This window comes from Flavobacterium sp., from assembly GCF_036515215.1.
GTDB lineage: Bacteria > Bacteroidota > Bacteroidia > Flavobacteriales > Flavobacteriaceae > Flavobacterium.
This window is the reverse complement of the sequence record NZ_DATBVQ010000177.1, coordinates 1-12,484: the sequence shown is the minus strand read 5'-3', so window position 1 is coordinate 12,484 and position 12,484 is coordinate 1. Positions and strand designations below refer to the sequence as shown.

Annotated in this window: 10 protein-coding genes; 8 read left to right on the top strand and 2 right to left on the bottom strand. The window is 38.2% G+C overall.

From position 1 onward, the window contains the following. Nucleotides 1–100 precede the first annotated feature (100 nt). The 3 genes from rlmF to uvrB all read left to right on the top strand — a co-directional run bounded on the left by rlmF (nt 101) and on the right by uvrB (nt 6,537). The gene (rlmF, locus tag VIH09_RS11995) at nt 101–1,045 is read left to right on the top strand and encodes a 23S rRNA (adenine(1618)-N(6))-methyltransferase RlmF (RefSeq protein ID WP_331581284.1); all 945 of its coding nucleotides are present in this window, start codon (nt 101–103) and stop codon (nt 1,043–1,045) included. A gap of 335 nt (nt 1,046–1,380) precedes the next feature. After that, entirely contained in the window at nt 1,381–4,416 is a 3,036-nt protein-coding gene (locus tag VIH09_RS11990) for a TonB-dependent receptor (RefSeq protein ID WP_331581282.1), read from the top strand. A gap of 129 nt (nt 4,417–4,545) precedes the next feature. Next, nucleotides 4,546–6,537 (top strand): excinuclease ABC subunit UvrB, encoded by a 1,992-nt coding sequence (uvrB, locus tag VIH09_RS11985; protein ID WP_331581280.1) that lies wholly within the window; start codon nt 4,546–4,548, stop codon nt 6,535–6,537. Here uvrB and VIH09_RS11980 read toward each other — a convergent pair. Beyond that, a complete protein-coding gene (locus tag VIH09_RS11980; RefSeq protein ID WP_331581278.1) occupies nt 6,534–6,935 on the bottom strand; it encodes an excinuclease ABC subunit B in 402 nt (133 codons plus the stop codon). The genes uvrB and VIH09_RS11980 overlap by 4 nt on opposite strands. 58 nt (nt 6,936–6,993) lie before the next feature. Here VIH09_RS11980 and VIH09_RS11975 point away from each other — a divergent pair, with 58 nt between their 5' ends. The 5 genes from VIH09_RS11975 to VIH09_RS11955 all read left to right on the top strand — a co-directional run bounded on the left by VIH09_RS11975 (nt 6,994) and on the right by VIH09_RS11955 (nt 11,099). Continuing rightward, nucleotides 6,994–7,797 (top strand): alpha/beta hydrolase, encoded by an 804-nt coding sequence (locus VIH09_RS11975; protein ID WP_331581276.1) that lies wholly within the window; start codon nt 6,994–6,996, stop codon nt 7,795–7,797. A 63-nt stretch (nt 7,798–7,860) separates the two neighbouring features. Continuing rightward, a complete protein-coding gene (locus tag VIH09_RS11970; RefSeq protein WP_331581273.1) occupies nt 7,861–8,877 on the top strand; it encodes a dipeptide epimerase in 1,017 nt (338 codons plus the stop codon). Beyond that, complete coding sequence (locus VIH09_RS11965; RefSeq protein WP_331581271.1) at nt 8,878–9,903, top strand: aminotransferase class I/II-fold pyridoxal phosphate-dependent enzyme; 1,026 nt, start codon at nt 8,878–8,880, stop codon at nt 9,901–9,903. It begins immediately after the preceding gene. A gap of 64 nt (nt 9,904–9,967) precedes the next feature. Further along, complete coding sequence (locus tag VIH09_RS11960) at nt 9,968–10,432, top strand: DUF1456 family protein (RefSeq protein WP_331581371.1); 465 nt, start codon at nt 9,968–9,970, stop codon at nt 10,430–10,432. Between the two features lie 7 nt (nt 10,433–10,439). Next, nucleotides 10,440–11,099, top strand: coding sequence for an NAD(P)H-binding protein (locus VIH09_RS11955; RefSeq protein ID WP_331581269.1), 660 nt, complete (start codon nt 10,440–10,442; stop codon nt 11,097–11,099). A 90-nt stretch (nt 11,100–11,189) separates the two neighbouring features. Here VIH09_RS11955 and sucC read toward each other — a convergent pair whose 3' ends face one another. Further along, nucleotides 11,190–12,383: an ADP-forming succinate--CoA ligase subunit beta gene (sucC, locus tag VIH09_RS11950; protein ID WP_331581267.1), complete on the bottom strand. Its 1,194-nt coding sequence runs from the start codon at nt 12,381–12,383 to the stop codon at nt 11,190–11,192. Nucleotides 12,384–12,484 lie beyond the last annotated feature (101 nt).

Below are 12,484 nucleotides of genomic sequence, written 5' to 3'. Positions count from 1 at the left end.
ATTAAATAAAAATAAATTATCTAAGCCGTTAATTTTTTACATAACTTGCTGAAGATTCTCATACATATGAAATCACAATTTTTGCCCTGAAATACAGAAAATGACACCTAAAACGATTACAGAAAAAACCAATTTACATCCAAGAAATCAACATAGATTCCGATACGATTTTAAGCTTTTAATTGAAAACTGCCCTGAACTTAAACCTTTTGTTTCCATAAACGAACACCAAATTGAAACAATCGATTTTAGCAAGCCTGAAGCGGTAAAAGCTTTAAATGAAGCGTTACTAATAACCTATTACGACATTCAAAATTGGGACATTCCCGCGAACTATTTATGCCCTCCCATTCCCGGCAGAGCTGACTACATTCATTACATCGCCGATTTATTGGCTGGCAGCAATAATGGAGTAATTCCTGAAGGTGATGCAGTACAGGGCTTAGACATTGGGGTTGGAGCCAATTGCATTTACCCAATAATTGGGAATGCCACTTATGGATGGAGTTTCGTAGGAACGGATATAGACGAAAAGGCGATTGAAAATTGCGAAAAGATAATCGAAGCCAACCCAAAGTTGATCGATTTTATCAGTTTGCAACAACAAACCGAATCGCGCTTTATTTTTAAAAACATAATTACGGCTGAAGACAAATTTGCCTTCAGTATTTGCAATCCTCCTTTTCACTCCTCCCAAGAAGAAGCCACAAAAAGCAGCATAAGAAAGGTAAACAATTTAGAAAATACGAAAACTACCAAACCGGTATTGAATTTCGGCGGCCATAATGCAGAATTGTGGTGCGAAGGTGGTGAACTCGGTTTCATAACACAGATGATATACGAAAGCGCCAAATATCCAATGCAATGTTTATGGTTCACGACCCTAGTGTCCAAACAATCGCATCTGTCGAGCATCTATAAAACATTAAACAAAGTAAATGTTGTCGAAGTAAAAACAATTGATATGGCTCAAGGCCAAAAAATCAGCCGCATAATTGCTTGGACATTTCAAAGCGAATCTCAACAGAAAGAGTGGAAATTTTAATCGATCTTGTAAAATAGTCTTTCGCCCTGATCGGCGCTCTAGATTCTCAACAAATCTAATTTGAAAATCCACGCAGTTAATTTTTCAAATTAGATTTTTTTTTGCATATAAATGGTATAAACAGCAACGATACCATACATTAATCGTCATAAGATAAAATTTACAAAACCCTTAAAACTAATGTATTACAAAAGTACCGCCTAAAAAAATGACAATTTCACAATAATCAGGGCCAAACCAAACATCATATTGCCAATTTCCTATTTTTTAACATATAAATAACATTTTACTTATAAAATTGTATTTTAGCTAGAACAAACTAAACAACCAAAAAAATGAAAAAACTACTTTTTATTCTAACCCTAATTTTTTCTGCAGGCATAACTGCACAGGAAATTAACGTCTCCGGTTTAGTAACGGATGAAATGCAACAGCCATTGCCAGGAACAACAATCCTTGTAAAAGGAACTGCTAAGGGAGCCACGACCGATGCTGACGGAAGATATTCCGTAATAGCAAATATGGGTGAAACCCTACAATTTTCTTATGTAGGTATGGAAACTCAAAACATAAAGATATCTGGAACCACTATTAATGTTACTTTAGTTGGAACGGGAGAAACACTTCAGGATGTTGTGATTCTTGGTTCGCGTAGTGCTGCCAGAACAGTTACGGAATCTGCCGTGCCAATTGACGTGATCAGCATGAAAGATATCGCTTCACAAGGGCCGCAAGTCAATTTAAATCAGATCTTGAACATGGTAGCCCCTTCGTTCACTTCAAACACTACCACCGTGGCCGATGGAACGGATCATATTGACCCTGCCCAATTGAGAGGTTTAGGCCCGGACCAAGTTTTGGTATTGGTTAACGGAAAAAGAAGACACACTTCTTCATTGGTAAATATTAACGGCTCGCCAGGAAGAGGGTCTGTAGGAACCGATTTAAATTCCATTCCTGCGTTTGCAATCGAAAGAATTGAGGTTCTGAGAGATGGCGCTTCTGCACAGTACGGTTCAGATGCAATTGCGGGTGTTATCAACATCAACGTGAAAAAAGCCACCAATAAATTTGACATCGCTCTTTTTGGAGGAAGTCATTTTTCAAAAAACGCCAATGACCACCGAGGAGGAAATGATGGTAACAATGCCCAAATAGATATGAATTATGGTACAGGTCTTGGAAAGGAAAAAAGTTTTATCAATGCAACGGCCAGTTTCCAGTTAAGAGGACAAACAGGTAGGGCCAAAGATGCAACCGGCAACATATTCAGCGCGTTCAATGCGATAGAACAAAGAGGGTTTGAAGCGGGAACAAACATCAACGAATTATGGGGAAACATCAACAACACGCCAAATTCTGCTCAAATCTTAACCGCAATCCACACTTATGCCCCTCAAGTAAGTTATTTTACTGCTGCACAACAAACCTCCATTCTTGCTGCAAACACGATCAGTGACATGCAAACAGCATTAAATTTTGATGCTACTGATGGAGAATTGGCTTACAGAAAACTCGAAAGAAGAAATTTCAACATGAAAGTGGGACAATCTTCACTAGAAAGCGCGCAATTTTTCTTGAATGCCGCATACCCGATAACTGACAATCTAGAAGTTTATGCTTTTGGAGGGACTAGTCATAGAAAAGGTCAAGCGGAAGGTTTTTACAGAAGGCCAAATCAATCAAGAGCCTACACCGCTTTATATCCAAACGGCTTTTTGCCTGAAATTCATTCCACCATAAATGACATATCAGCTGCGGCCGGTCTTAGAGGTATGCTATTCGAAACTTGGAATTTTGACTTGAGTAATACTTATGGCAAAAACACTTTCGATTACAATATTGAAAACACATTAAACGCAACACTAAGGGAAGACTCTCCCACCGAATTTGATGCGGGTGGCTTAGGCTTTTCACAAAACACAACCAACTTTGATGTGTCTAGAAAATTTAACAAATTGAACGTCGCATTTGGTGCCGAATACAGGTACGAAAACTATAAAATCAATGCGGGCGTACCGGATTCGTATAATCAGTATGACATCAATGGCGATGTCGTAACCGGCACTACCCCTTCCGACATTAAAGTTACCGATTTCTACGGCTCCGGAAGACCTGGTGGCTCTCAAGTGTTCCCTGGATTCAAGCCTTCAAATACAGTAGACAAGGGGCGAAATAGTGGAGCGGTTTATGCCGATTTGGAGTACGACGTTACCGAAAAATGGTTGCTCAATGGTGCCCTTCGTTACGAAAACTATTCCGATTTTGGCAGCACCACCAACTACAAGCTGGCGACTCGCTATAAATTAACGGATAACATTAATCTACGTGGTGCAGTTTCGACAGGATTTAGAGCGCCTTCACTGCACCAAATCTACTTCAACTCCACAGCCACGCAATTCGTGGGAGGTGTTCCGTTTGAAGTGGGAACATTCAGGAATGATTCCCCAGCCGCAAAATTGTTGGGTATTCCCCAATTGAAACAAGAAGAATCTAAAAGTGCGAGTATTGGTTTCACTGCTAAAATTCCTGAAGCGAAACTAACCCTAACTGCGGATGCCTATTTTGTAAAAATTAAAGACAGAGTAGTACTTACGGATCAATTTTCCAGACCTGGCGGAACTCCTGCCCCTGGAACTCCCGCTGCGCAATTAAACGCGCTTTTTGACGATGCAAATGCAACTGCTGCGACATTCTTTGCAAATGCAATTGATACAGAGTCAAAAGGAATTGATGTGGTATTAAGTCACAAAGCCGATATTGGAAATGGTTTAATATTAAAAACTGATTTGTCAGGTACGATTTCCAATACTCAGCAAGTAGGAGATATTCATGCTTCAAAAATTCTAGCGGATAATGGCCAAATAAGCAGATATTATTCTGAAACTAGCAGAGTTTATCTGCAAGAAGCTGTGCCAAGAGTAAAAGCTAATTTAACCAATTCCTTAACTGTAAACAAATTCGATTTCTTTCTAAGAAATGTCTATTTCGGAAAAGTAACTGATCCGAACACAGTTGACGTAAATGGGGATGGGAGAATTGAAGGAGCCATTGTTAACGGTCAGGTGATAGAAATCGAACATCCAATATGGGGAGCAAAAGTAATAACTGATTTGTCGGTAGGCTATAATTTTACTAAATCGGCTAAGATTGTTATTGGAGCTAATAATCTTTTCGATATTTATCCGGACGCTAATTTTGGGCCAACTACAGCCGTTAGACCGAGATTGGTTAATGGTGCAATTGATTATACAAATACCCCGTCAACTGTTGATTTATCAAATTCAAACCAATTTACATATTCAAGAAACGTTTCTCAATTTGGACAAAACGGAAGATTCCTTTTTGCTCGTTTGAGCTTTAGTTTCTAAACCATTATTTGATTTTATTACAAAACCATCATGCTCAGCATGGTGGTTTTTTTTTGATTTTAACTTCTTTCCGAAATAGTCATAATCTTCGTAACTTTGTAATTCTAAAAACTTTGCCCCCTAATAAAAATGAATTTCCAAGTAGTTTCCGATTACCTTCCTAAAGGCGACCAGCCACAAGCCATTGAAAAATTAACTCAAGGTATAATTGATGGAGAAAAGTTCCAAACGTTACTGGGGGTTACAGGTTCAGGTAAAACATTTACAGTGGCCAATGTTATTCAAGAAGTCCAAAGACCCACTTTAGTTTTAGCGCACAATAAGACTTTGGCAGCTCAACTGTATTCCGAATTCAAACAGTTTTTCCCCAATAATGCGGTAGAATATTTCGTTTCCTATTACGATTATTACCAACCGGAAGCATTTATGCCTGTTACTGGAGTCTTTATTGAAAAAGATTTATCTATCAATGAAGAACTGGAAAAAATGCGTTTGAGCACCACCTCTTCCCTTCTCTCTGGGCGTAGAGACATATTGGTTGTCGCATCAGTTTCTTGCTTATACGGTATTGGAAACCCAGTTGAGTTTCAAAAAAATGTGATTGAGATTGAAAGAGACCAAACCATTTCACGAACCAAATTATTGCACAGTTTAGTTCAGAGTTTATATTCTCGGACAGAAGCCGATTTCAATCCCGGAAATTTCAGGATAAAAGGAGATACCGTTGAAGTATACCCAAGTTATGCGGATGACGCTTTTCGAATCCATTTCTTTGGTGACGAAATTGAAGAAATAGAGTCTTTTGATGTGAAAACGTCGGCGGTAATCGAGAAATTCAATAAATTGACCATTTATCCCGCCAATATGTTTGTGACATCTCCAGACGTATTGCAAGGAGCGATCTGGGAAATCCAACAGGATTTAGTAAAACAAGTCGATTATTTCAAAGAAATAGGAAAACATCTTGAAGCAAAACGACTGGAAGAACGAACTAATTTTGATTTGGAAATGATTCGCGAATTGGGGTATTGCTCGGGAATTGAAAATTATTCTCGTTATCTCGATGGTAGATTACCAGGAACAAGACCGTTTTGCCTCTTGGATTATTTTCCAAAAGATTTCTTGATGGTCGTTGACGAAAGTCACGTAACCCTTTCTCAAGTGCACGCCATGTACGGCGGTGACCGTAGCCGAAAAGAAAACCTCGTGGAATACGGTTTCCGTCTTCCTGCTGCGATGGACAATCGTCCTTTGAAATTTGAGGAATTTGAAGCGATGCAAAACCAAGTGATTTATGTATCGGCAACTCCCGCCGATTATGAATTGCAAAAAACGGAAGGTGTCGTAGTGGAACAAGTGATTCGTCCCACCGGATTGTTAGATCCAATAATCGAAATCCGCCCGAGTTTAAACCAGATTGACGACCTTATCGAAGAAATTCAAGTCCGTTGCGAATTGGACGAACGTGTTTTGATCACTACCTTAACTAAAAGAATGGCCGAGGAATTGGCAAAATACCTGACAAAAGTTAACATTCGTTGTCGCTATATCCATTCTGATGTGGACACCTTAGAACGTATTGAAATCATGCAAGATTTACGTAAGGGAATATTTGATGCGTTAATTGGAGTAAACTTACTTCGTGAAGGACTTGATTTGCCGGAGGTATCACTGGTTGCAATATTGGATGCAGATAAAGAAGGCTTCTTGCGTAGCCATCGTTCATTGACACAAACCATTGGGCGAGCCGCCAGAAATTTGAACGGGAAAGCCATAATGTATGCGGACAAAATTACGGCCAGTATGCAAAAGACAATTGACGAAACCAACTATCGCAGAACCAAGCAGATTAATTTTAATGTGGAGAATAATCAGGTGCCACAAGCCTTGAACAAAAAAATTGAAAGCGCATTTACCAAAAATCCTTTGGTGGACTATGAACTTGGATTAACATTAAACGCTGCCGCGGAAGCGGAAACTGAATATTTATCAAAACCCGAAATTGAAAAACGCATTCGAGAAAAACGAAAAGCGATGGAAAAAGCGGCAAAAGATTTAGATTTCATGCAAGCCGCAAAATTGCGTGACGACATTAAAAAATTACAAACGCAGTTAACCTAATTGCGCTCTTCTTTAAAAATACCCATCAAAATGTCTGATGAGATAGTGGTTTTTGGGGATTTATCCATCTTTTTCAGAACTCGTTTGCTGGCTTCCGGATTCAGACCCATCCTGATGGCGATTTCCTTAATGGCAACCGACTCTTTTAGGTGTACTACTCCATCACTATGCATCAAAAGGGCCAGCCGATAAAATTGTAGGATGCGTTGAAGCTCCGTCTTTATTGGCAATTTAGGCAATTCCTGATGGAACAAATCATTGAATCCTCCTTTTTCAATATTCAATTCGTTGGCGACAAGAAACAAAAATTCGTATTCTTTTTTGTGTAAATGACCGTCGACTGTAGAAAACGCAATCATTTCTAAAAGTAAGCTCTTTTTTTCTTCGTATGTATTCATCAAAATGTTAATTTTAGCTAAAATATCACTTTTATAATGAAAACCCTAAATCTTGGTAATGATTAAACAATTTACTCTGGTTCTCCTATTTTTTTTTATAAGCACAAAAAACATAGCACAACAAAGCACCGCTTCAAAACAAATTTCCACTTTCACAGTTGAAGCATCACAGTTACAGACCTCAAAAAAAATATGGGTATATCTGCCGAAAAGTTATTCCTCTTCAGATAAAAAGTATCCGGTTATCTACATGCATGATGCGCAAAATCTATTTGACTCAACAACATCCTATGCAGGAGAATGGAATGTGGATGAAAAACTGGACAGCATCAATGCTCAGGTAATCGTGATAGGCATTGAACACGGCAATGACAAACGAATGGAGGAACTTACTCCTTATAAAAACGAAAAATACGGCGGCGGTAATGCCGACGCCTACCTTGAATTTATCGTTAAGACCTTAAAACCTCAAATTGACAGAACGTACAGGACTAAAACTAAAGCAAGAAATACAATAATCATGGGAAGTTCTCTCGGAGGCTTGGTTTCCTATTATGCTGTCATTAAATACCCAAAAATATTCGGGAAAGCAGGAATCTTTTCGCCATCTTTCTGGTTTTCGGATAAAATATATGATCTGGCAAACGAAAACAAAAAAATGAAAACCAAAATCTATTTTTTGGCTGGTGACAAAGAGAGTGACGACATGGTCTCCGATTTAAACAAAATGGAAACAATTGTCAACCAAAAAAGATGCAGCTGTCTCAATTTAACGAAAAAAGTGATTGTAAAGAATGGGGAACACAACGAGAAATTATGGCGTGACGGATTTTCGAATGCCGTAAAATGGTTAGGCTATTAGGATTGTCATTAAATTATTCTACAAAAAAAATATTCAACTCGAATTTAATACAAACAATCAATTATGGAACTGATATTAAGAGCATATGACCTTAAGTTAAAACATACGTTTACCATATCAAGAGAATCGATAGACTTTCAACCTTCACTGATCGTTGAATTAAAAAGTGACGGATTTTCGGGTTTTGGAGAAGCGACCTCCAATCCCTATTACAAAACAACTGTTCCTGTGATGATGGCTGATTTGAATAAAATTCGATCCATTATAGAGACTACCACAGATGAAACTCCTGAAGCATTCTGGGCAAAAGTGCATCCTTATTTAAAAGAGGATATGTTTGCACTATGCGCCTTGGACATGGCATATACCGATTTGTATGCTCGTAGAAAAGGAAAAAAACTGTACGATTTATGGGATTATACAATCGACAAGAACCCATTAACAGATTATACCATTGGGATCGCTTCGATAGATAAAATGGTTTCCAAAATGAAAGAATTGCCCTGGCCCATCTACAAAATCAAGTTGGGAACCCATGAAGACATTGAAATCGTGACCGAACTTCGAAAACATACCGATGCCATTTTCAGAATTGACGCGAATTGCGGATGGGGTGTCGAGGAGACCATTAATAATGCTATTGCATTGAAAAAACTGGGCGTGGAATTTCTGGAGCAGCCCATGAAAGCGGATAATTGGGAAGGACACAAAGAAGTATTCAAACATTCTGTTTTGCCTATTATAGCGGATGAAAGTTGCATTATAGAAGAAGATGTAGCCAAATGCCACAATCATTTTCATGGTGTCAACGTAAAACTTGTTAAATGTGGCGGATTAACCCCTGGAAGAAGAATGATTCAAGAAGCAAAAAAACTGGGTCTGAAAACGATGGTTGGCTGTATGACTGAATCTTCGGTGGGTATCTCCGCAATAGCACATTTGCTTCCCCAGTTGGATTACGTAGATATGGACGGCGCTTTGCTGCTGGCAGAAGATATTGCCACGGGAGTTACCACAAAGGACGGAGTGATTTACTATTCTGAATTTAACGGCACCGGAGTTACTTTAAATACACTATAAATGAAGGTCAATACCTTTCCCGATAGAATCATTGAAATAGACCATGAGGATTACCTCTATTTTGGTGGGACCGCCTATTTGGGCTTACCCACCAATCCCGAATTTCAGAACATCCTCGTTAAAAACATTTTAAACTGGGGAAGCTCTTATGGCAGCTCCAGAAGTGCGAACATTAAATTGACCGCCTATGACAACGGGGAACTTTTTTTGGCCAAATTTATAAAAGCAGATGCCGCGTTCACGACTTCATCTGGAATGCTGGCTGGTAAAATAGTTGTTGATACCTTAAATCCCCTGACTGACTGCTTTTTTCATTTTCCCGACACTCATACTGCAATTAAAACGCCAAATAGCATACCATTTTTTATTGGAACGGAACTAAACCCTCGGCTTTTGGACAATGCGAAGGAAAAAATCACAATCCTGACGGATTCGTTCCCATCATTCCAAATAAAAGAGATTGACCTTTCGGTCCTAAAATTGATTCCAAGTAACAAAGAAATAACGTTGGTCATTGACGAATCCCATTCTCTCGGAATATTAGGCAAAAATGGCCGCGGGATTTATTCCTCAATCGATTATCCAAACATCAAAAGAAAAATAATGCTGTCTTCTTTGGGAAAAGCCTTTGGTTTGACAGGAGGCGTGATTGCGAGTGATTCCGAATTTATCAAGCAAATTGCCAAAAATGATATTTTTGTCTCAAGCGCCGGAATGAATCCCGCTTTCGCACAAACAATAGCTGATGCCGGAGACATCTATATTCAACAACATCAAAAACTGAAAGACAACTTAGTTTATCTGAATGAGAATTTGAGGCCATCGAAGGCATTTGATTTTAATAAGGACTATCCGATTATCTACCCGGAATTTGAAAAAAGCACCGAAATATTTGCCGCCAATAAAATAATAATTACCAATTTTAAATACCCGACCGCTGCTAAGGATTTGAACCGAATTGTAATTACTTCCAATCACAGGAAAGATGATTTGGACAAAATTATTCGCATTCTTAACCACAGCTAATTCAAAATTCAAAATTGGTGAGCAAATACTTTAAAAACGTACCTTTGTAAAAAATTAGAACATGATGACAAATAACGATATCTTCAAAAAACTCCGTGTAGCTTTAATGTTACGTGATGACCAAATAGTTGAAATATTGGAGTTAGTAGATTTTAGAATTACTAAATCCGAATTGGGCGCTTTTTTCCGTGACGAAAAACACGAAAATTACATGGAATGTGGTGACCAGGTTTTGCGTAACTTTTTAAATGCATTGGTAATCCATTTGCGTGGAACAAAAGAAAACCCGAAAAACCCAAATGACGTTTTAGCGAAACATAAAGCTCAAATCCCTGCAAAAGAGGGAGCGAAAGAACGACCTGAATTTAAGGCAAAACCAAGGGACGAAGAAAAGTCCAGAGGGGACCAAAGCCCTTCTAAAAAGAGTTCCGCCACCAAGAAACCTAGCAAAAAACAATACCCGAAAGGGAATGCTAAAGTGCAGGTAGTCGAAAAAGTAAAATACAATTTCGGTAAGGATAAAAAGTAATCACTGCATGAAAACAGCTTTAATTATAGGAAGTACCGGTTTAGTTGGTTCCCATTTATTGGACCTTCTTTTGGACAGTGACGACTATAATAAAGTAATCACTTTCGTGAAAAGGGATACTGGAATAAAGCATCCAAAATTAACGCAATATGTTATAGATTTCGACAAACCGGAAACCTATAAAGATTTAGTGCAAGGAGACGATTTCTTTTGCACCATTGGTACAACAATCAAAAAAGCGGGAAGTAAAGAAGCATTTAGAAAAGTTGATTTTGAATATCCTCGACAGTTTGCCACTTTTGCATTGCAAAACAAAGTCAAACAATTTTTGATTATTTCATCCCTTGATGCAGATGCAAATTCTGGAAATTTCTATTTGAGAACCAAAGGAGAAATTCAAGATTTCCTCAAGGGCTGTAGTTTCGAAAGCGTTTCCATTTTGCAACCTTCACTTCTATTAGGACATCGAACCGAATTCAGATTAGGCGAAAAGGTGGGTGCTTTTTTTATGAAGACATTCACTTTTCTATTTCTTGGTAAATTAAAAAAATACAAACCCATTGAAAGTACCGCCGTCGCCAAAGCACTTTTGAAAATTGCTCAAAGAAACAATAAAGGCTTCAAAGTATATGAATCCGACACAATACAGCAAATTGCGGATAAATAAAAGCAATTTATTCTCATTTATCACCACAACAAAAAAAATCCTGTTCGCTTGAGCAAACAGGATTTTTTAGATATATAACCTATTTCTAATTTAAGAAAGCGCTGCTTTTACTTGATCAGCTGCTTCTTGAAATTCAACTGCAGATAAAATTGGCATTCCTGAATTGTCTATTAATTCTTTTGCGATAGCTGCATTGGTACCTTGCAAACGAACAATGATTGGCACTTTGATAGCGTCTCCCATATTTTTGTAAGCATCAACTACTCCTTGCGCCACACGGTCACAACGAACAATTCCTCCGAAAATGTTAATCAAAATTGCTTTAACGTTAGGATCCTTCAAGATAATACGGAAAGCCGTTTCAACACGTTTCGCATCAGCAGTTCCACCTACGTCAAGGAAGTTTGCAGGCTCAAAACCGGCATACTTGATTAAATCCATAGTTGCCATCGCCAATCCGGCTCCGTTAACCATACATCCTACAGTTCCATCAAGGTCAACGTAGTTTAATCCCACTTCTTTTGCTTCTACTTCAATTGGATTCTCTTCACGGATATCACGCATGTCAGCATATGCTTTTTGTCTGTATAAAGCATTATCATCGATATTTACTTTAGCATCCACAGCCATAATCTTATTATCAGATGTTTTTAAAACCGGGTTGATTTCAAACATTGATGCATCAGATCCAATATATGCATTATATAGAGAATCGATAAATTTTACCATTTCTTTGAAAGCGTTTCCTGAAAGACCTAAGTTAAAGGCAATTCTTCTTGCTTGAAAACCTTGTAATCCTACAGCAGGATCAATTTCCTCAGTAAAGATTAAATGAGGTGTGTGTTCAGCCACCTCTTCGATATCCATCCCACCTTCAGTAGAATACATGATCATATTACGTCCTGTAGCTCTATTCAACAATACTGATACGTAAAACTCAGAAGTTTCAGTTTCACCAGGATAATAAACATCTTCAGCAACTAAAACTTTGTGTACTTTTTTTCCTTCTGCAGAAGTTTGAGGAGTAACCAATTGCATTCCGATAATTTGATCTGCAATTTCTTCTACTTGTTGAATATTTTTGGCAAGTTTAACTCCACCACCTTTTCCACGACCACCTGCGTGAACTTGGGCTTTAATTACGTACCAACTTGTACCTGTTTCAGCAGTTAATTGTTTTGCGGCAGCAACAGCTTCAACTGCATTATTTGCAACGATTCCACGTTGAATGCGAACTCCGTAGCTAGCTAAAATCTCTTTTCCTTGATATTCGTGTATGTTCATAATATAGAATTTGTCTGGATCCTGAATTTATTTCAGAATATAAGTGGCACAAAAGTAGCAAAATTCATCTAAACAGAGAAATCTTTTTCCCATTTAAAAAG

Bases quoted from the DNA above. Each gene is read 5' to 3' on its own strand.
- VIH09_RS11965 (WP_331581271.1), top strand. From the start codon at position 8,878: ATGAAGGTCAATACCTTTCCCGATAGAATCATTGAAATAGACCATGAG.
- VIH09_RS11960 (WP_331581371.1), top strand. From the start codon at position 9,968: ATGACAAATAACGATATCTTCAAAAAACTCCGTGTAGCTTTAATGTTA.
- sucC (WP_331581267.1), bottom strand. From the start codon at position 12,383: ATGAACATACACGAATATCAAGGAAAAGAGATTTTAGCTAGCTACGGA.
- VIH09_RS11990 (WP_331581282.1), top strand. From the start codon at position 1,381: ATGAAAAAACTACTTTTTATTCTAACCCTAATTTTTTCTGCAGGCATA.
- uvrB (WP_331581280.1), top strand. From the start codon at position 4,546: ATGAATTTCCAAGTAGTTTCCGATTACCTTCCTAAAGGCGACCAGCCA.
- VIH09_RS11980 (WP_331581278.1), bottom strand. From the start codon at position 6,935: ATGAATACATACGAAGAAAAAAAGAGCTTACTTTTAGAAATGATTGCG.
- rlmF (WP_331581284.1), top strand. From the start codon at position 101: ATGACACCTAAAACGATTACAGAAAAAACCAATTTACATCCAAGAAAT.
- VIH09_RS11970 (WP_331581273.1), top strand. From the start codon at position 7,861: ATGGAACTGATATTAAGAGCATATGACCTTAAGTTAAAACATACGTTT.
- VIH09_RS11955 (WP_331581269.1), top strand. From the start codon at position 10,440: ATGAAAACAGCTTTAATTATAGGAAGTACCGGTTTAGTTGGTTCCCAT.
- VIH09_RS11975 (WP_331581276.1), top strand. From the start codon at position 6,994: ATGATTAAACAATTTACTCTGGTTCTCCTATTTTTTTTTATAAGCACA.